Source organism: Nocardioides imazamoxiresistens (genome assembly GCF_032378595.1).
GTDB classification, from domain to species: Bacteria; Actinomycetota; Actinomycetes; order Propionibacteriales; family Nocardioidaceae; genus Nocardioides; species Nocardioides imazamoxiresistens.
This window is the reverse complement of the sequence record NZ_JAVYII010000004.1, coordinates 1-17,243: the sequence shown is the minus strand read 5'-3', so window position 1 is coordinate 17,243 and position 17,243 is coordinate 1. Positions and strand designations below refer to the sequence as shown.

The 17,243-nt window shown below is 72.5% G+C and carries 19 protein-coding genes; 6 read left to right on the top strand and 13 right to left on the bottom strand.

What is annotated here, in order from left to right; translation table 11 throughout:
* The first annotated feature begins 116 nt into the window (after positions 1-116).
* Together RDV89_RS09365 and RDV89_RS09360 are read left to right on the top strand one after the other, a co-directional pair.
* The gene (locus RDV89_RS09365) at positions 117-1,292 is read left to right on the top strand and encodes an acyl-CoA dehydrogenase family protein (RefSeq protein ID WP_315732737.1); all 1,176 of its coding nucleotides are present in this window, start codon (positions 117-119) and stop codon (positions 1,290-1,292) included.
* On the top strand, positions 1,289-2,317 hold the full coding sequence (locus RDV89_RS09360) for a phosphotransferase family protein (protein ID WP_315732736.1): 1,029 nt from the start codon (positions 1,289-1,291) through the stop codon (positions 2,315-2,317). The genes RDV89_RS09365 and RDV89_RS09360 overlap by 4 nt, the downstream gene beginning before the upstream one ends.
* 30 nt (positions 2,318-2,347) lie before the next feature.
* Here the strand turns inward: RDV89_RS09360 and RDV89_RS09355 are convergent, their stop codons facing one another.
* The 13 genes from RDV89_RS09355 to RDV89_RS09295 all read right to left on the bottom strand — a co-directional run bounded on the left by RDV89_RS09355 (position 2,348) and on the right by RDV89_RS09295 (position 14,573).
* On the bottom strand, positions 2,348-2,671 hold the full coding sequence (locus tag RDV89_RS09355) for an EthD family reductase (protein WP_315732735.1): 324 nt from the start codon (positions 2,669-2,671) through the stop codon (positions 2,348-2,350).
* Positions 2,672-2,679: 8 nt separating this feature from the next.
* On the bottom strand, positions 2,680-3,315 hold the full coding sequence (locus RDV89_RS09350; protein WP_315732734.1) for a TetR/AcrR family transcriptional regulator: 636 nt from the start codon (positions 3,313-3,315) through the stop codon (positions 2,680-2,682).
* An 82-nt stretch (positions 3,316-3,397) separates the two neighbouring features.
* Entirely contained in the window at positions 3,398-4,897 is a 1,500-nt protein-coding gene (locus tag RDV89_RS09345) for a class I adenylate-forming enzyme family protein (RefSeq protein ID WP_315732733.1), read from the bottom strand.
* Positions 4,898-4,925: 28 nt separating this feature from the next.
* On the bottom strand, positions 4,926-6,020 hold the full coding sequence (locus RDV89_RS09340; protein WP_315732732.1) for an NAD(P)-dependent alcohol dehydrogenase: 1,095 nt from the start codon (positions 6,018-6,020) through the stop codon (positions 4,926-4,928).
* Positions 6,017-6,781: an SDR family NAD(P)-dependent oxidoreductase gene (locus RDV89_RS09335; RefSeq protein ID WP_315732731.1), complete on the bottom strand. Its 765-nt coding sequence runs from the start codon at positions 6,779-6,781 to the stop codon at positions 6,017-6,019. The genes RDV89_RS09340 and RDV89_RS09335 overlap by 4 nt, the downstream gene beginning before the upstream one ends.
* On the bottom strand, positions 6,781-7,536 hold the full coding sequence (locus tag RDV89_RS09330; RefSeq protein ID WP_315732730.1) for an SDR family NAD(P)-dependent oxidoreductase: 756 nt from the start codon (positions 7,534-7,536) through the stop codon (positions 6,781-6,783). The genes RDV89_RS09335 and RDV89_RS09330 overlap by 1 nt, the downstream gene beginning before the upstream one ends.
* The gene (locus RDV89_RS09325; RefSeq protein ID WP_315732729.1) at positions 7,533-8,753 is read right to left on the bottom strand and encodes an acyl-CoA dehydrogenase family protein; all 1,221 of its coding nucleotides are present in this window, start codon (positions 8,751-8,753) and stop codon (positions 7,533-7,535) included. Before RDV89_RS09325 ends, RDV89_RS09330 begins: the two co-directional genes overlap by 4 nt.
* Before the next feature lie 39 nt (positions 8,754-8,792).
* Entirely contained in the window at positions 8,793-9,767 is a 975-nt protein-coding gene (locus tag RDV89_RS09320; protein WP_315732728.1) for a phosphotransferase family protein, read from the bottom strand.
* Entirely contained in the window at positions 9,764-10,972 is a 1,209-nt protein-coding gene (locus tag RDV89_RS09315; RefSeq protein WP_315732727.1) for an acyl-CoA dehydrogenase family protein, read from the bottom strand. Before RDV89_RS09315 ends, RDV89_RS09320 begins: the two co-directional genes overlap by 4 nt.
* 19 nt (positions 10,973-10,991) lie before the next feature.
* Positions 10,992-12,140: a thiolase family protein gene (locus tag RDV89_RS09310; RefSeq protein WP_315732726.1), complete on the bottom strand. Its 1,149-nt coding sequence runs from the start codon at positions 12,138-12,140 to the stop codon at positions 10,992-10,994.
* Complete coding sequence (locus RDV89_RS09305; protein ID WP_315732725.1) at positions 12,137-12,520, bottom strand: Zn-ribbon domain-containing OB-fold protein; 384 nt, start codon at positions 12,518-12,520, stop codon at positions 12,137-12,139. Before RDV89_RS09305 ends, RDV89_RS09310 begins: the two co-directional genes overlap by 4 nt.
* Positions 12,521-12,573: 53 nt before the next feature.
* Positions 12,574-13,362: an enoyl-CoA hydratase/isomerase family protein gene (locus RDV89_RS09300; protein ID WP_315732724.1), complete on the bottom strand. Its 789-nt coding sequence runs from the start codon at positions 13,360-13,362 to the stop codon at positions 12,574-12,576.
* A gap of 92 nt (positions 13,363-13,454) precedes the next feature.
* Entirely contained in the window at positions 13,455-14,573 is a 1,119-nt protein-coding gene (locus tag RDV89_RS09295; protein ID WP_315732723.1) for an acyl-CoA dehydrogenase family protein, read from the bottom strand.
* 107 nt (positions 14,574-14,680) lie between these two features.
* Between RDV89_RS09295 and RDV89_RS09290 the strand changes: the two genes are divergently transcribed.
* From RDV89_RS09290 to RDV89_RS09275, 4 genes are all read left to right on the top strand, one after another.
* Entirely contained in the window at positions 14,681-15,043 is a 363-nt protein-coding gene (locus RDV89_RS09290; RefSeq protein ID WP_315732721.1) for a nuclear transport factor 2 family protein, read from the top strand.
* Positions 15,040-15,408 (top strand): hypothetical protein, encoded by a 369-nt coding sequence (locus tag RDV89_RS09285; protein WP_315732720.1) that lies wholly within the window; start codon positions 15,040-15,042, stop codon positions 15,406-15,408. Before RDV89_RS09290 ends, RDV89_RS09285 begins: the two co-directional genes overlap by 4 nt.
* Positions 15,409-15,441: 33 nt before the next feature.
* The gene (locus RDV89_RS09280; protein WP_315732718.1) at positions 15,442-16,653 is read left to right on the top strand and encodes an acetyl-CoA C-acetyltransferase; all 1,212 of its coding nucleotides are present in this window, start codon (positions 15,442-15,444) and stop codon (positions 16,651-16,653) included.
* Positions 16,654-16,890: 237 nt separating this feature from the next.
* On the top strand, positions 16,891-17,243 hold a 353-nt coding region (locus RDV89_RS09275; protein WP_315733188.1), incomplete at its 3' end, for an SDR family NAD(P)-dependent oxidoreductase.

The following is a 17,243-nucleotide window of genomic DNA, read 5'->3' as shown; positions in this document are numbered from 1 at the left end:
GGTGCCGGCCTCAGCCGCGCCGCTCGCGACCGACGACATCTCCGTCGACAACCCGACCGGCGTAAAGTAACCTGAGTTCAGTTTGGTTTGCAACGCCCCGTCGAAGGAGACCCCCAGTGCCGCACGACGTCCACGAGCTGACCGAGCGGACCCGAGCGTTCGTCGACGAGCACGTCCTCCCCGCCGACGACGAGCACGACGGCGACGTCGAGGCAGCCGGCGGGGACGACCTGCGTCGCCGGCTCCAGGCCCTCGCTCGCGAGGCCGGGCTGCTCTCGCCGCATGCCCCGACCGACCTGGGCGGCCTCGGCCTGGGCATGGTGGACCGGGCTCCGGTCTTCGAGGCCGCAGGCCGGTCGCTGTTCGGCCCGATGGCGCTGAACATCAACGCCCCGGACGAGGGCAACATCCACCTCCTCGCCCACGTCGCCTCCTCGGACCAGCGGGAGCGCTACCTCCGCCCGCTCGTCGCCGGCGAGCACCGCTCGGCGTTCGCGATGACCGAGCCCGCACCCGGCGCCGGCTCGGACCCGGGCCGACTGACGACCCGCGCGGTCAGGACCGACGGCGGCTGGCTCGTCGACGGTCACAAGACCTTCATCACCGGGGCCGACGGCGCCGGCTTCCTGATCGTCATGGCCCGCACCTCCGGCGAGGTCGGCGACAACGACGGCGCCACGATGTTCCTCGTCCCCAGCGACCGCGACGGGGTGCACCTGGTCCGACACGTCGGCACGGTCGACCGGTCGATGATCGGCGGTCACTGCGAGCTCGCCCTCACGCGGGTGTTCGTGCCCGACGAGGACGTGCTGGGCGGCGTGGACGAGGGCTTCCGCTACGCCCAGGTGCGCCTCGGGCCGGCTCGGATGACCCACGTGATGCGGTGGACGGGCGCCGCCGCCCGCGCCCACGAGGAGGCCGTCCGGTACGCAGCCGCGCGCCCGGCCTTCGGCTCGACCTTGGCCGAGCAGGGCATGGCCCAGCAGCTCATCGCCGACAACGAGATCGACCTGGCCGCCACGCGCGCACTGCTCATGGACGCCTGCCGGGCCCTCGACGCGGGTAGCCGCGCCAGCGCCGAGACCTCGATCGCCAAGACCTTCGCAGCCGAGGCGCTCGACCGGGTCGCCGACCGCGCCCAGCAGCTGTGCGGCGGCTCGGGGGTCTCGCGCGACCTTCCCGTCGCCAAGATCGCCCGCGAGCTGCGGCCGTTCCGGATCTACGACGGCCCTTCCGAGGTGCACCGCTGGTCCATCGCCCGACGGGCCGTACGTCGGCTGGGGACGTCGTGACCTCCCCGCTGACGGAGGACGAGCTGGCGACCGTCGCAAGGGTCATGCGCGAGGCGGGCGCGGAGGTCGCCGGGGCGCTGTCCGCCACCGTGCTGGCCGGCGGCCGGTCCAACCTGACCGTGCGGCTCGAGGACGCCGACGGAGGTCGCTGGGTCCTCAGGATGCCGCCGCGCACGGGGCGTACGCCGTCGGCCCACGACGTCGTGCGGGAGCACCGGATCACCCGCGGGCTGGGTGCCACCGACGTGCCGGTGCCGACAGCCGTGGTGGCGTGCGAGGACGAGACGCTCCTCGGCGGCGCCTTCGCCGTCTCCGCCTTCGCGGACGGCACCTGCGTCCAGAGCCGCGAGCAGCTGGACGCGCTCGACGCACCGACGCTCAGCGCCGTCGTCGACGAGCTGGTGACGGTGCTCGCACGGCTCCACGAGGTCGACGTGGCCGCCTGCGGGCTGGACACCCTCGGACGGCCGAGCGGCTACGCCGACCGACAGCTGCGACGATGGTCGGGCCAGTGGGCGCTGGTCGGCGACCCCACCCTCTCGGCGCTCGAGGCCGAGGTGCGTCAACGTCTCGAGGCGACCAGGCCGGTGCGGCAGGACGCCGCCGCGGTCGTGCACGGCGACTACCGCATCGACAACACGCTGCTGGACCTCGGGCCCGGCAGCGCGCGGGTCACGGCCGTCGTCGACTGGGAGCTGTGCACCCTCGGCGACCCCGTGGCCGACGTGGCGATGATGTGCGCGTACCGGGACCCGGCGTTCGACCTGGTCATCGGATCGGCGACGGCATGGGCCAGCCCACGGCTGCCGAGCCCGGACGGCCTGGCCGCGGCGTACTGCGACGCGGGCGGCGTCGAGCTCGCCGACTGGGACTTCCACCTGGCGCTCGCGCGCTACAAGATCGCGGTCATCGCCGCCGGCATCGCCCACCGACGTGCGGCGGGGGGCTCGACCGACCCGGGCACGGCGCTCGCACACACGGCCGTGCGGCCGTTCCTCGAGGCAGCGCTCGCACCGCCGGGGTGAGCCCCGACGGCACGGGCGGCCAGAGATGTCTCAGGGGGCCGCGACCATCGTCCGCTCCTCGCCCATCACGGCGATCCGGCGACCCTTCATCTTCCCGACGTGGGCGACGGCGGCCTTCCACTCCGGGCTGGCGAGCGCGGCGTCCAGGGCGGCGCGGTCGTCGAAGCTCAGGATGGAGACCCCGTCCCAGCCGCGCGAGCGCTCCTCGAACGCGTCGAGGACCTCCGTGTGCTGCCAGCGCCGCAGCCCCGGCAGGCCGTACGTGACCTCGGCGTGCTCGCCGCGCCACCACTCGATGAACTGGTCGTGGGTCCAGTCGTCGGGCCGGGCTGCCATCAGGACGAGGTTGTACATGCGTTCTCCTATCGGGGGTCGGGGCCCACGAGGCGCAGGCAGGCGCCGCTCATGAACCGCGAGATGTCGGCGAGGCTCTGACGTCCGCCGGGTCGGTACCAGCGCCAGACGCTGATGATGAGGGCGAGCAGGGCCTGCCCGGTCTGTCGTGCGTCGCGCGGGGCGAAGGCGCCCGAGTCCATCCCCTGCTGGACGAGAGCCGTCCACTCGTCCTCGATGGCACGCACGAGCGTGCGGGCCCGCTGCCGCTCGACCTCCTCGCGCTCGGAGACCCGCGCGGTGGTGAGGAGGTCCATGTGTGACAGGAGGATCCGGGCGGACAGGGCCTCGCGCTCGGTGAGTCCGTAGGCGCTCTCGATCGCGGCCTCGAGACGGGCCACGTCGTCCTCCACGGCGGAGGTGGCCGCCTTGAACTGCTCCAGCGACCGCTCGAGCTCGAGGCTCATGATGGTGAGCAGGCAGTGCGCCTTGGACTCGAAGTAGTGGTAGAGCGCGGTCTGGCCGATGCCGACCTGGTCGGCGATCGAGGCCCACTTGGTGAACTCGAACCCGTCGTGCCCGAAGCGTTCGATCGACGCCTCGAGGATGACGCCGCGCTTCGAGCGCGGTCCCTCCTTGCGTGCGGTGGGGGTTCGTGTGCTCATCCGCGCTGCCTTCCTCGCCGGTCCTGGGATCCCGTCACAGTATCTGAAGTGAGTTAGGTTTATCCGTCGCCCCGCGGGATCCCTACGCCTCGCGCAGCTGCAGGCTCAGGCGGACGGCCAGGGAGACGGCCTCGGGCCGGTTCAGCTTCCCGACGCGGTTCTGCGGGAGGTCGTCGACGACGTGCACGAACTCCGGCCACTTGGCCTTCGGGAACCCGCTCGCCTCGAGTGCCTCCTGCACCGTGACGAGGTCGAGCTGCGACGTCGTGACGACGAGCGCGGCCACCCGTTCCCCCAGCATCTCGTCGGGCACCGGGACCACGCACACCTGCGCGACCTGCGGCAGGGCCGCCAGGGCGGACTCCACCTCGTTGATATCGATGTTGCGGCCACCGCGGATGATGATCTGCTTCTCCCGACCCAGGATGGAGAGGGATCCGTCGTCGTGGAGCCGCGCGAGGTCGCCCGTCACGAGGTAGCCGTCCGGCGTCAGCTCGCGGGCCTGCGGCCTGCCGCTGCGGGCGTACCCGAGGAACAGCGACGGCCCGCTCACCTGCACCCGACCCTCGACGCCGATGGGGACGGAGCGCCCCGCCTCGTCCACCACGCGCACGTCCGTTCCCGGAAAGGGACGGCCGTCGCGATCGAGGCGGGTCGTCGCATCGTCGGAGGGCGCGGCGGTGGTGTGCCCCAGGCACTCGGACATGCCGAAGACGCGCAGGAAGCGGGTCCCGAGGGCCCGCTCGGCCCGCTCCAGGGCGTCGGCGTTCATCGGCCCGCCACCGACCGTCATGGCCTTCAGCGACGACAAGCGACCGGTCGAGCCCGGCACGAGGGAGAGCTGCAGGGCCATCGTCGGCACGAGCATGGTCCAGGCGACGGCGTTGTGCTCCATGACGTCGAGCGCGTCCGCGGGACGCCACCTCTCCAAGCACACCTGCGGCCCACCCAGCATCGCCGGGAGGTAGAGGCCGAAGCAGAACGCGGCGACCGAGGAGAGCGGCACGAGAGCCGCCACCGGGTCACCCGGCTGCAGCCCGACCGCCTCGATGGTCGAACGGCCCGCGTAACGGATCGCCTCCTCCGACTGCACGACGCACTTGGGCCGGCCGGTGGACCCCGAGGTCATCGCGATCGCGACGCCACCGTCCCACCGTTCGACGCCCCGGGTCGGTCCGGGCCGCGCGTGCAGCGCCCACCCGTCCAGCACCCGGGCTCCCGCCGACAGGTCCGCGACGTCGACGCCCCACGCGGCCGCTGTCCCGTCCGACGCCACGACGGCGTCGGGGACGATGTCCTCGAGGGCGAGCTCGTACTCCCCGGCGGTGGCGTGGCTGCTCATCACCGTGACGAGACCGCCCCGCAGGCCGACGGCCACGGAGGCGGCGAGCGTGCGCCACGTGTTGTCCGCCTGGAGGAGCACCGTGGGCGCGCCGTCCGAGGCCGCTGCCAGGGAGTCGGCGAGCTCGTGGGCCGCGGCGAGGACCTCGCCCAGCGTGTGGGCCCCCGAGCCGTCGACGACCGCGACCGCGTCCGGGGTGACCTGTGCACGCTCGACCAGCGTTGCCGCCAGCTGCTTCATCGCCGTTTCCTCCTGAGGTGAAGTTCGTTCATGCCGGCCCGGCGCTCCGCCCGGCCTGCGGGTCGTGGGGCACGACGACCGCCCGGCCGTCGATCCGGCCCGAGCGCAGGTCGTCGAAGGCCTGGCCGACGCGTTCGAGCGGGTAGGTGCGGGTGCTCGACGAGATCGTCCCCGCCTCGGCGAGGCCGACCACCGCCTCCAGGTCGGCGCGGTGACCCCAGAACGGGGCCGTGAAGGACCACCCGTTCGGCAGCGTGCGTCCCTTGGCCGCCTCGAGCGAGCCACCCCCGCTTCCCACGACCACCACCCGTCCCCCCGGAGCCAGGACGGCCGGGACCGCCGAGGTCGTCGAGGGCGCTCCGACGAAGTCGATCACGAGGTCGACGCCCGGCCCGCGGCCGAGGCCGGCCAGCCGTTCGGCGCCGGCAGCCACGGAGTCGGCGACCGCATGCGCGCCGAGACGCAGGGCCAGGTCACGGGCGGCGGGCCGGGTGTCCACGGCCACGACCAGCGCGACGCTCTGCGCGCGGAGCATCTGCAGGGCCAGGTGGCCCAGGCCCCCGACGCCGATGAGCAGCACGGTCCCGCCCTCCGCGAGCCGCAGGTGGCGGTCCACCGCGTGGAACGCGGTGAGCCCTGCATCGGTCAGGGGAGCGGCCTCGATGGCGGGCAGCGAGGGGCTGTCGACGAGGAAACGCTCCTCGGGCACCAGGACGTACTCGGCCAGCCCCCCGTCGAGGCCGAGACCGCAACCCACCGGCCCGCCGGGCAGGCGCAGGCAGTAGCTCTCCCGGCCGCGTACGCAGTTGCGGCAATCGCCGCAGCCCCACACGCCGTGCACCACCACCCGGTCACCCAACCGTCTCGGGTCGACCCCGTCGCCGACGGCCGCCACGGTCCCGGCGACCTCGTGCCCGAGCGTGAAGGGCGGCTCGTAGGGCAGCTGTCCCGGCAGGGCGTCCATGACGTGGAGGTCGGACTGGCACAACCCGGCCGCGTCCACCCGGAGGAGGACCTGGGAGCCGGTCGGCACCGGACGGTCGACCTCGACGAGCTCCGGCGGTGAACCCCAGGAGGTCAGGCGAGCCGCGCGCATGCGGTCGGGAAGCTCGGGCGGGTTCATCGGGCGGTCCACCCGCCGTCCACGACCAGGGTCTGGCCGGTCACGTAGGAGGAGGCGTCCGAGGCAAGGAAGAGCAACGCACCGTCGACCTCGCCGTCGGCGCCGCCCCGGCCCAGCATGGTGTTGCGTCGCACCCAGGCGGCCGACTTGTCGTTGGTGAAGAGACCGTCGGTCATCTCGGTGTCGAACCAGCCGGGCACCAGCGTGTTCACCCGGACACCCCTGCGACCCCACTGACCCGCCAGCTCGCGGGACAACCCGGTCAGTCCGGCCTTCGAGGCCGCGTAGCTGGCACCCCCCACCGGAGCCGTCGACACGAGGCCCACCACGGAGCCCACGTTCACCACGGACAGCGTCGCGCCCTCGGCGAGCGCATCGACCGTGGCGACCGCGAGGTGGAACCCCGCGGTGAGGTTCAGACCCATCACGGAGTCGAAGATCTCAGGAGTGTCGTCGGTGGCGTCGGGCGGGCCCGGGCGCCCCGCGTTGTTGACCAGGACGTCGATCCGTCCCGATCCCCCGACGACGTGGGAGACCAGCGCCGCACGGTCGGCGGCGTCGGTCACGTCGCAGGCCACCGGCACGATCCCGGGCACCTCGGCCGCGAGGGCCTCCAGCCGCTCGAGGCGCCGCGCCGCGGCGTACACCGTGGCTCCCGCCTCGGCGAGCGTCCGCGCGAAGCCCGCGCCCAGCCCGGACGACGCCCCGGTGACGACGGCAGCCCGTCCCGTGAGGTCGAAGAGATCCCGCGCGACGCCCATCAGTAGACCGCCGTCCGGCCGCCGTCGACCGGGATCAGCGCGCCGGTCGTGTAGCCGGCGGTGTCGGACGCCAGGTGCACGACCATCCCCGCCAGCTCTTCCGGCCGACCCAGTCGACCGGCGGGCAGCCGCCCGGTGACCAGGCCGAGGAACTCCTCGTCCCACTCCTCGCTCATGTCCGTGGCGAAAGCGCCCGGCATGAGGCAGTTGACCCGGACGGTGGGGGCGTACTCCTGCGCGAACGCGCGGGTCAGGGCGTTCAGACCGTTCTTCGCCGCGGCGTACATGGCCTCCGCCGGGCTGGGGCGCTCCGCACCGATGCTGGAGATGTTGATGATGGAGCCACCCCCGGCCCGGACCATCCGGTCACCCGCCACGGCCATCAGCCGGAACGGGCCCTTCACGTTGACCTGCTGCGTCTTCTCCCACAGCGGCTCCGAGACCTCGAGGAGACTCGGCGCCAGGGGTGCGATCCCGGCGTTGTTGACCAGCACGTCGAGCCGGCCGAGCTCGGCGACGACACGGTCGACCGCCGGCTCGATGGCGTCCCAGTCCCCCACGTGCAGCTGGAGGGGACGGACGGTCGCACCGGTGTCGGCAGCGATCCGGGCGGCGGCCGCCTCGCACGCGTCGAGCTTGCGGCTCGACACCACGATCGTGGCGCCCTCGCGCCCCAACGCCGTCGCGATGGCGTACCCCAGGCCCCGGGTCGCGCCGGTCACCATCGCGACCTTGCCGTCGAGGACCCCGCTCATGCGTCGCTCCCCTCGGTCCTGTAGCCGGCGAGCTCGAGGCGCGCCATCGTGCGCAGGTGGACCTCGGTCGGGCCGTCGGCGATCTGGAGCGCCCGGGTGATCGCGTAGAGCCGGCTCAGGACGGTGTCGTCACTGACCCCCGCGGCCCCGTGGACCTGCACGGCCCGGTCCACCACCTGGTGGGCCACCTCCATGGCCGCGACCTTGATGGCCGCGACCTCGGAGCGGGCGGCCGCGTTGCCCTGGGTGTCCATCAGCCAGGCGGCCTTGAAGGTGAGCAGCCGGATCTGGTCGATCTCCATGCGGCTGCGTGCGATCCACTCCCGCACGACCCCGCGTCGCGCCAGGGGGTCGCCGAACGCGATCCGTGACGTGGCCCGCTCGCACATCAGCTGCAGCGCCCGCTCGGCCATGCCGATGGCCCGCATCGCGTAGTGCATGCGCCCGGGCCCCAGGCGGCCCTGCGCGATCGCGAACCCGTCGCCCTCCTCGCCGAGCATGTTGGACGCGGGCACGCGGACGTCCGTGAACTGGACCTCGCCGTGTCCGAGGCGGTCGCGGTAGCCGAACATCGGCAGATCGCGCACGACCTCGATCCCGGGGGCATCAGCCGGGACGAGGATCATGCTCTGCTGGCGGTACGTGGGGCCGTCAGGGTCCGACTTGCCCATGAAGATCACGAGGCGGCAGTCCGGGTCGAGGATCCCGGAGGTGTACCACTTGCGGCCGTTGAGGACGTACTCGTCCCCGTCGCGCCGGATCGTGGAGGTGATGTTGCGCGCGTCGGAGCTCGCGACGTCCGGCTCGGTCATCGCGAACGCGGAGCGGATCTCGCAGCGCAGCAGGGGATCGAGCCACTGTTCCTGCTGCTCCGGCGTGCCGTAGAGCGACAGGATCTCCATGTTGCCCGTGTCGGGCGCGGAGCAGTTCGCTGCCTCGTTGCCGATCATCGAGCGACCCAGCTCCTCGGCGAGGGGGGCGTACTCCAGGTTGGTCAGCCCCGCACCGCGGCCGCCGTGGGTCATGAAGAGGTTCCACACGCCCCGCTCGCGCGCTGTGACCTGCAGGTCGCGCATGACCTGAGGCTGCTCGTGGGGGTTGCTCGCACCGGAGATCTGCGCGTCGTACACGGCCTCGGCGGGGAGCACGTGCTCGTCCATGAACGAGCGCACGGTCCCGAGCAGCGCCGTCGTGCGGGAGCTGTGATCGAAGTCCACTTCTCAACCTTCCTGGTTTGGTCCGACTCGGTGCGCAGCTCAGAGGAGGCGCTCGAGCCCTGTCTCGATCAGTCGCGAGATCGTGGCCGGCAGCTGCTCCTGGGCGGGATCGTGGTGCCGACCCTCGCGGTGGCGGCGGAGGTTGTGGCCCATGATCGCGGCCATCTTGAACCGGCCCAGCGCGTTGAACCACTGCTGGTCCGGCAGCTCCCTGCCGCCCGCGGCGAGCGTGAGCAGCTCCTCCTCCGTGGGGAGGCCGGCGACCTCTCGGCCGACGCCCGGGAAGTTCGAGCCGTCGGCGAAGACGAGGAACCAACCGAGCTCCACGCGCGGGTCCCCGAGGTTCCAGATCTCCCAGTCGATGAGCGCCACCGGGTACTCGCCCTGGCTGAGCATGTTGCCGAGGCGGTAGTCGCCGTGCACGAGCACCGAGGCGACCGCGGTCGGCACCGAGGCAGCCAGCCGGTCGCGCAGCCGGGCGCCGTCGGGGACCAGCTCGGCAGGGACCGCATCCATCGTGCGGGACCACCGGTCCAGCTCCTCGGCGGGCGTGAGGGGCGCGCCCTCGGCCGGGACCTCCGAGACCGGGACCTCGTGCAGCGCGGGCAACATGCGGGCGGCGTGCGCCATGCGGATCGCCGCGAGCTCCGCCGGGACGGCCGGGTCGTCCAGCACCGGCTCGAGGGACTCACCGGCGACCAGGTCCATCGCGAACCACGCCGGTCCCGAGTCGTCGACCGCGCGCACCTCGGGCACGAGCACCGCCGTCGGCGCCAGCGCCTGCAGGATGCGGGCCTGACGCAGCATGTCGTGACGCCCGACGGCACGCTGGCCCGGAGGGACGGCCTTGACCACGAGCGGCCCGTCGGAGGTGTCGACCCGGTAGGTGAGGCCGGAGTGTCCGCCGGGCAGCACCTCGAGCGCGCCCACCTCCAGCCCCGAGTTCTCGGCGCAGAGGACCTGCGCGACCCGGGGCCCGAGCAGTGCCGCGTGCTCGCTCGCGGTTCTGCTCATGATCCGCTCCTCGAGGGCTCGCGCGGAAGGCCGAGCACCCGCTCGGCGAGGATGTTGCGCTGGATCTCGTCCGTGCCGCCGGCGATGCGGTAGCCGGGTGCCCCGAGGACGTGCTCGAGCCAGGCGTACTCGCCCCAGCGGCCCGAGTCGACCGTCAGGTCGCCTCCCAGCAGCATCCGCGCCACCTCCGAGGTGCGCGCCATGGTGTCGGTCGCCAGCAGCTTTCCGACGGAGGCCTCGGCCCCCGGGTCCTGACCCGCGACGACGGCCGCGGCGACCCTGATACCGGTCAGACGCTGGACGTACGCCCGCGTCACGAGGTCCGCGACACGGTCACGCTCGTAGGCGTCCAGCGGACGTGCGCGGTGGCGCGCCAGCTCGACTGCACGGTCGGCGTTGTCCAGGCCGAGACCACCCGAGTCGAGCCGCTCGGCCGCCAGCACCGTCAGCGCCACCTTCCAGCCCAGGTTCTCCGGCCCCAGACGCTGCTCGTCACCGACGACGACGCCGTCGAGGTAGACCTCGTTGAAGGAGGCGCCGCCGGTCATCTGCCGGATCGGGCGCACGGTGACGCCCGGGGCGTCCATCGGCACGAGGAAGACTGTGAGTCCGGCGTGCTTCGTCGACGTCGGGTCGGTCCGGCACACCGCCACCCCGACGTCGGCGACGGACGCGCCGGAGGTCCACACCTTGTGCCCGTCGATGCGCCACGAGTTACCGTCACGGGTGGCGCGGGTGCGCACCGCCGCCAGGTCCGAACCGGCCTCGGTCTCGGAGAACAGCTGACAGGCGATGACGTCGGTGCGCAGCATCGCGCGGAGGTACCGGTCACGCTGCTCGGGCGTGCCCCACTGCAGCACCGTGGGGGCGACGAGCTGTTGGGTCACCGGGAACATCTCGGTGCGCCGGGGCACGTCGAACTGCTCCTCGAGGTTGCGGAAGGCGATGGCGTACGAGGCCGGCAGGTCACGGCCGCCGTGGGCCTCGGACCACGTGAGCGGTCCCCAGCCGGCATCGAAGCGGGCGCGCTCGTACGCGCGGATCCTCTCGGTCTCCTCGCGTTCCTGCTCGAGGGTCCAGTTCTCGAAGACGGCGACGGAGTCGCTGCCCTCGCCCCAAGGCCTCTCCGTACGCGGCGAGGCGACGGAGGCCAGCCAGGCGCGAGCCTCGGCGACGAAGGTGTCGAAGTCGGGAAGGTCGGGCACGGGTTCCTCTCCGCGGCGCTCAGACGCCGAGCACGGTGCACGCGCTGATGCCGGGCGCGCCGTAGACGTGGGTGAAGCCGAGGCGCGGGGCGCCACGGACCTGCCGATCCCCGGCCTCGCCGCGCAGCTGGGTGACGATCTCGTGCACCTGGCGGAGGCCGGAGGCCCCGATGGGCTCCCCGTTGGCGATGCAGCCGCCGTCGGTGTTGACGGGCAGGGCGCCGCCGATCTCGGTACGGCCCTCGGCGATCCACTTCTCCTGCTCGCCGTGCTCGCAGAAGCCGCACTCGGCGAGGTGCATGACCTCCGCCCCGCTCTCGGTGTCCTGGAGCTGGGCGACGTCGATGTCGGACGGCGCCACCCCGGCGAGCTCGAAGACCGCGCGTGCCGCGTCGGTGCTCACGCTCGTCGGGTCGCCCGAGCCCTGGACCGCGGGGGCGAACACCTCGAAGGAACCGAACCCGCGGGTGCGGGAGGCCGCGGCGAGGACGCGGACCGGTCGCCCGCCCAGACGGCGCACGGCTGCCTCGCTGGCGAGCACGATCGCAGCGCCACCCTCGCCAGGGGAGCAGAACATGTAGCGCGTGAGCGGGTCGTTGACCATGTCGGCGGTCGCGATGACCTCCTCGGCCATCGCCTCGCGTCGCCATGCGTTGGGATTGAGCGCGCCGTTGCGGTAGGCCTTGGCGGCCACCTTCGCGAGTGTCGGCGCCGTGATCCCGTAGCGCTCCATGTACCGCGCGATCTTGATCGCGAAGAACTGCGTCGTCACCATGAGGCCGGCCTCGCCGTAACCGGCCGGCAGTCCCCAGTCCTCCGGCCGCGGATCGAACGCACCCCGGGGGTGCTTGTCGAAACCGACCGCCACCGCGATGTCGGCGCGCCCGGACTCGATCGCGTCGATGGCCGAGACGAGCGCGCTGCCACCGGTGGCGCACCCGTTCTTGACGTTGGTGAACTGGATGCCGGTCAGGCCGAGGTCGCCGACGAGAGTGTCGGCCAGGCCGGAGCCGTCGCTCCCCCCGAAGGCGACCTGCACGTCCGGCCACGAGACGCCGGCGTCGGCGACCGCGGCACGTACGGCCTCGAGCGCCATCTGCCGGCCGGTCACGCCGGGTTGCCGCCCGAACCGCGAGAGGCCGGCGCCGATGATCGAGACCCCGCTCACGACCTCACCCCCGTCGTGACCTCGAGTGCGAAACGAGGCACGGGCGAGGTGGAGACGAGACGCACCTGCGCGCCGGTGAGGGCCGAGAAGGCCTCAGGACCGGGGTCGAGGATCCCCTGCACCTTGACCCCCTCGGGCAGCTCGACGTAGCCGACGGCGAAGGGAGTGAAGCCCTCCGCCGGCGCCACGTACGGCGGCGACTTGGGCGGGAACCGCTGCACGGTCCACCCCCAGACCCTCCCGCCCGCGGACAGGGGGAGATCGACCATGGCCGCCGCGCCGCAGCGCTGGCAGCCGACCGCCGCCGGGTAGGCGACGTTCGAGCACTCCGAGCAGCGACTGCCGGTCAAGGTCGGGGCCGGAGCCTGGGTGGTCGACATGGTTCTCCTCGCGAGCGGGGGGCTGGGGCGTCAGCGGTGACGGCGGGTCGCGGTCAGCGGCCCGTCCACTTGGGCTCGCGCTTGCCCAGGAAGGCCTGGACGCCCTCCTTCGCGTCCTCGGACTGCAGCGCGTTGCCGACGGCGAGGTGCTCCATGACCATCAGCGACCGCACGTCGGCGTCGAGCCCCTGGTTGATCGTCATCTTGGTCAGGCGCATCGTGAACGGGCTCTTGTCGATGATGGGCGCCACGAAGTCCTCGACGAGCTGGTCGAGCTGGTCGGCCGGGGAGGAGTCGTTGATGAGGTCGAAGTCCTTGGCCTCCTGCCCCGACAGGAGCTTGCCCGTCAGCATCAGCTCCTTGGTCTTGCGCAGGCCGATCATGCGCGGGAGGCGGTAGATCGGGCCGGCGCCGCCGAAGAGGGCACGACGGATGTGGAAGTCGCCGATCTTGGCGTCGTCCGCTGCGACGGCGAAGTCGCACGAGATCATCAGCTCGAAGCCACCCGCGGTCACGTAGCCCTCGAGGACGGCGACCGACGGGGTGTTCATCTGGTAGAGGCGGTCGCAGACCTGCGCCGAGAGCACCGCCACCTCCATCGCCATGGTGTTGCCCACGTAGTTGGCGAGGAGCTCGTCGAGGTCGAACCCGGAGCAGAAGGTGTTGCCCTTGCCCCGGAGGACGAGGACGAGGAGCTCGGGGTCCTCGTCGACCTCCTTGATGATCTCGTCGAGGCGGTGGAGCAGCTCGACGGTCACCGCGTTCTTCTTGTGCGGCCTGTTGAGCCACACGCGGGCGATGGGTCCGTCCTTCTCGAGCAGGACGTGGTCGGTGTCGATCACAGCAGGCCTTCCTTCGTGGTGAACCGGATTCACTTCAGTATGTGCTGGCGCATTCCGGGGGTCAATACTTGAACTGAACTAAATTCAGGTTGCTACAGGGCCAGCAGCTCTGCCAGGCGAGACCGGTGGTCCCGCGCCCCGCCGAACTGCCCCTCGTCCCCGAGGGCTCGACGCAGGTAGAGGTGCGCCGGGTGCTCCCAGGTGAAGCCGATGCCGCCGTGCAGCTGGATCGCCTCGTGCGCCGTGGTCACGACGGCATCGGCGGCGACGACCGCAGCCACCTCGGCGGCCGGCGCCGCGGCCCGCGGATCGAGGTCGTAGGACGCGGCGGCGTACCGCACCGCCGAGCGACAGCGCTCGCGCGCCACGAGCACGTCGGCGAGCCGGTGCTTGATCGCCTGGAACGACCCCACCGGGCGACCGAACTGCTGCCGCGTGCCGACGTACTCCACGGTCATGTCGAGCAGCCGGTCCACCATGCCCGTGTGCTCCGCCGCGACCGCGAGAGCCGTGAGCGACGCGAGCTGCCCGAACGCGTCGGCGTGACCGCGATGGTCGACCAGGACGGTCGCCGGCGCCGCGGCGAGCCCGATGTCGACCAGCCGTCGGGTCGGGTCGACCTGCTGGACCGGGCGCACCTCGGCGCCACGGATGTCGACGGCCACGAGGACCGGGCCGTCCGGGCCGGCGGCCGATGCGACGACGTGGGTGGCGTGCTCACCGTGCAGGACCCGCGACAGGTCGCCATCCACGGTGCCGTCGCTCCCGAGCACGAGCCCACCGGGCGACTGCAGGCTCACCGTCAGCAGGGCCTCGCCCGTCAGCGCCGCCTCCAGCAGGCCGCCCGAGACGTCCGCCGGCGCGAGGACCAGCGCCCTCGTGCCCAGGACCGCGGACGAGAGGACCGGATCGACGACCAGCGCAGCCCCGGTCTCCTCGAGCACGACCACCAGCTCGCGGACACCGAAGCCGGCACCGCCCCGATCCTCGGGCACCGCGATGGCGACGAGGTCGAGCTCCGACGTCAGGAGACGCCACACCTCGGTCGGCCCGGCGCCCGACTCGGCGGCCGCCCGCACCTGCTCGGCGTCTGCGTGCTTGGTCAGCACCCCGCGCACCACCGCGCGCAGGTCCTCGTGCTCCGCCACCGGCGCGAGGACGGAGGGATCGGAGTCTGGCCAGAGAGGAGGAAGCGGGTCGGTGGAAGTCATGGACGCTCCTAAACTGAATTGAGATCGGTTCAGCGTAGGCCGCCCGTGGCGCGACGGCAATCCCTGCGAGGCTGGACGCAGTCGCGAACCTGAACTAGATTCAGTTCATGTTCGAAGCCAACCACCTCACGCGCTACTACGCGGCCGTGGACGCCGGGGACTTCTCGCTCGCCGCAGCGGCACTGGCCCCCGACGTCACCTTCGCCATCCACCTCCCCGCGGGCGCGAGCCGTGGGTCGACCAGCGGCGAGCTGATCGACTACCTGTCCGGGCGCGGCGACGTGGACCGCGCGCACCACCCCCTGCGGACCGGGGTGGACGGCGATCTCGAGTTCGTCTACGGCGAGGTCACCCAGGACGGCGCCACGACCGGGAGCTTCCTGGCGGCGGTCCGCGTGCGCGACGGTCTCATCGACCGCTACCAGGTGTCGTTCGACCCGGAGCTGTCCCTTCTCCAGGAGGCACCGTGACCACCGGCGCGACCCCGTTCCTGACCCGGTGGTTCGCCCACCTCGACTCCGACGAGCCCGATCGCGTGCTCGACCTGATCTCGGACGACTTCGCCATGTCGATCCTCTTCGCCTCCGCGCCCGGCGCGGCGGTGGAGTTCGTCGGCGACCGCGACGGTCTCGTCGCCTACCTGGCCCAGCGCGCGAGGAGCACGTTCGTGCACGTGATCCTGCAGGGCACGCAGGAGGCCGGCATCGAGCAGGTGCTCGGCAAGACCACCCTCGACGGTGCGTTCGCAGCCAGCTTCAACGCGACCGCCCAGGTGGTCGACGGCCGGCTGCGTCGGCTGCTGATCGCCCGCACGCCCGCCCTGACCTTCGACTGAGCCGCCCAGCCGTCCGACCCTGGAGGACCCCCAATGCCCGAAGCAGTCATCGTCTCCACAGCTCGTTCCGCCATCGGTCGCGCGCACAAGGGGTCCCTCAAGGACCTGCGCCCGGACGACCTCGCGGCCACCATCGTCCGGGCCGCGCTGGACAAGGTCCCGGAGCTCGATCCGACGGCGATCGATGACCACTACCTGGGGTGCGGCCTGCCCGGCGGCGAGTCCGGCCACAACATGGCGCGGATGGTGAACGTCCTCATGGGCCTCGACCCGGTGCCCGGTTCCACCGTGACGCGGTACTGCGCGTCCTCCGTGCAGTCGACCCGGATGGCGTTCCACGCCATCCGGGCGGGCGAGGGACACACGTTCATCGCCTCCGGCGTCGAGATGGTCTCGCGCGCCCCGCGCGGCACGAGCGACGACCCCAGCACGTGGAACCCCGCCTTCGACGAGGCGCGGGCGCGTACGCAGGAGCAGGTCTCCGCACCCGACTGGCAGGACCCCAGGGAGCGCGGCGAGCTGCCGGACGCCCTGATCGGCATGGGCCTGACCGCGGAGAACGTCGCCAAGTCCCGCGGCCTGAGCCGCCGCGAGCTGGACGAGTTCGCCGTGCGGTCGCAGAACCTGGCCGAGAAGGCGACGCTCAACGGCTTCTGGGCGCGTGAGATCACCCCCGTCACCACGCCGGACGGAAGCGTCGTGACGGCGGACGACGGCCCGCGGGCGGGAGTCACGATCGAGGGGCTCTCCGCGCTGCAGCCCGTCTTCCGACCCGACGGGGTGGTCACGGCCGGCAACTGCTGCGCCTTGAACGACGGCGCCGCGGCGGTGGTGATCATGTCCGACACGAGGGCCGCCGAGCTCGGGATCACCCCGCTCGCCCGCATCGTGGCCACCGGTGTCTCCGGGCTGTCCCCCGAGATCATGGGTCTCGGCCCGGTCGAGGCGACGCGGAACGCGCTCGCCCACGCCGGCATGAGCATCGGCGACATCGACCTGGTCGAGATCAACGAGGCGTTCGCGGCGCAGGTCGTCCCCTCCTACCAGGACCTGGGCATCGACATCGACCGCCTCAACGTCAACGGCGGCGCCATCGCCGTCGGTCACCCGTTCGGCATGACGGGCGCCCGCCTGCAGAACACGATGCTGAACAGCCTCGAGCAGCACGACCGGACCACCGGCCTGATCACGATGTGCGTCGGCGGCGGCCAGGGGATGGCGCTCGTCCTCGAGCGGCTGTCCTGACCACCACGCCCCCGGCGACCGAGCCGCGCACCTCGCCGGTGCCCGGCCGGTTCGCCGGGCGCGTCGCGATCGTGACGGGCGGGGGCTCCGGCATCGGCGCGGCCACCGTGCGGCGGCTGCACGCCGACAGGGCCGACCACGTGGTGGTCGCGGACCTCGACCTCCAGGCGGCAGGAGGGGTCGCCGCCCCGCTGCCGCGCGGCCGCGCACCGGGTCGACGTCGCGGACCCCGGCTCGATCGCCGACCTCCTCGCCACGGCTCGCGAGCACCACGGGCGCGTGGACCTCGTCGTGCACGCGGTCGGCGTCGACGACCCCGAGGCCAAGGCCCACCTGAGGCGGGCGTGGGGCTCCGATCAGCCGCTCGACGTGTTCCGGCTCGTCACCGACGCCACCTGGCGGCGCATCGTCTCGGTGAACCTCGACGGGACCTTCCACGTCCTGCGGGCGGCGATCGACGTGCTGTACGCGCAGGGCGGCGGCGCCGTCGTCGTGTCCTCGTCCGCCGCGTTCGACGCTCCGATGGCCGCACGCGTGTCCGAGGAGGCCAGGGCGGCGAACCGCGCGGCCGCTCCACGCCCCCCCCCCCC

Excerpts from the sequence above, each read along its gene's own strand:
- RDV89_RS09335 (WP_315732731.1), bottom strand. The coding sequence starts at position 6,781 with ATGGGCGTCGCGCGGGATCTCTTCGACCTCACGGGACGGGCTGCCGTC.
- RDV89_RS09320 (WP_315732728.1), bottom strand. The coding sequence starts at position 9,767 with ATGAGCAGAACCGCGAGCGAGCACGCGGCACTGCTCGGGCCCCGGGTC.
- RDV89_RS09355 (WP_315732735.1), bottom strand. The coding sequence starts at position 2,671 with ATGTACAACCTCGTCCTGATGGCAGCCCGGCCCGACGACTGGACCCAC.
- RDV89_RS09290 (WP_315732721.1), top strand. The coding sequence starts at position 14,681 with ATGTTCGAAGCCAACCACCTCACGCGCTACTACGCGGCCGTGGACGCC.
- RDV89_RS09330 (WP_315732730.1), bottom strand. The coding sequence starts at position 7,536 with ATGAGCGGGGTCCTCGACGGCAAGGTCGCGATGGTGACCGGCGCGACC.
- RDV89_RS09295 (WP_315732723.1), bottom strand. The coding sequence starts at position 14,573 with ATGACTTCCACCGACCCGCTTCCTCCTCTCTGGCCAGACTCCGATCCC.
- RDV89_RS09305 (WP_315732725.1), bottom strand. The coding sequence starts at position 12,520 with ATGTCGACCACCCAGGCTCCGGCCCCGACCTTGACCGGCAGTCGCTGC.
- RDV89_RS09345 (WP_315732733.1), bottom strand. The coding sequence starts at position 4,897 with ATGAAGCAGCTGGCGGCAACGCTGGTCGAGCGTGCACAGGTCACCCCG.
- RDV89_RS09350 (WP_315732734.1), bottom strand. The coding sequence starts at position 3,315 with ATGAGCACACGAACCCCCACCGCACGCAAGGAGGGACCGCGCTCGAAG.
- RDV89_RS09340 (WP_315732732.1), bottom strand. The coding sequence starts at position 6,020 with ATGAACCCGCCCGAGCTTCCCGACCGCATGCGCGCGGCTCGCCTGACC.
- RDV89_RS09280 (WP_315732718.1), top strand. The coding sequence starts at position 15,442 with ATGCCCGAAGCAGTCATCGTCTCCACAGCTCGTTCCGCCATCGGTCGC.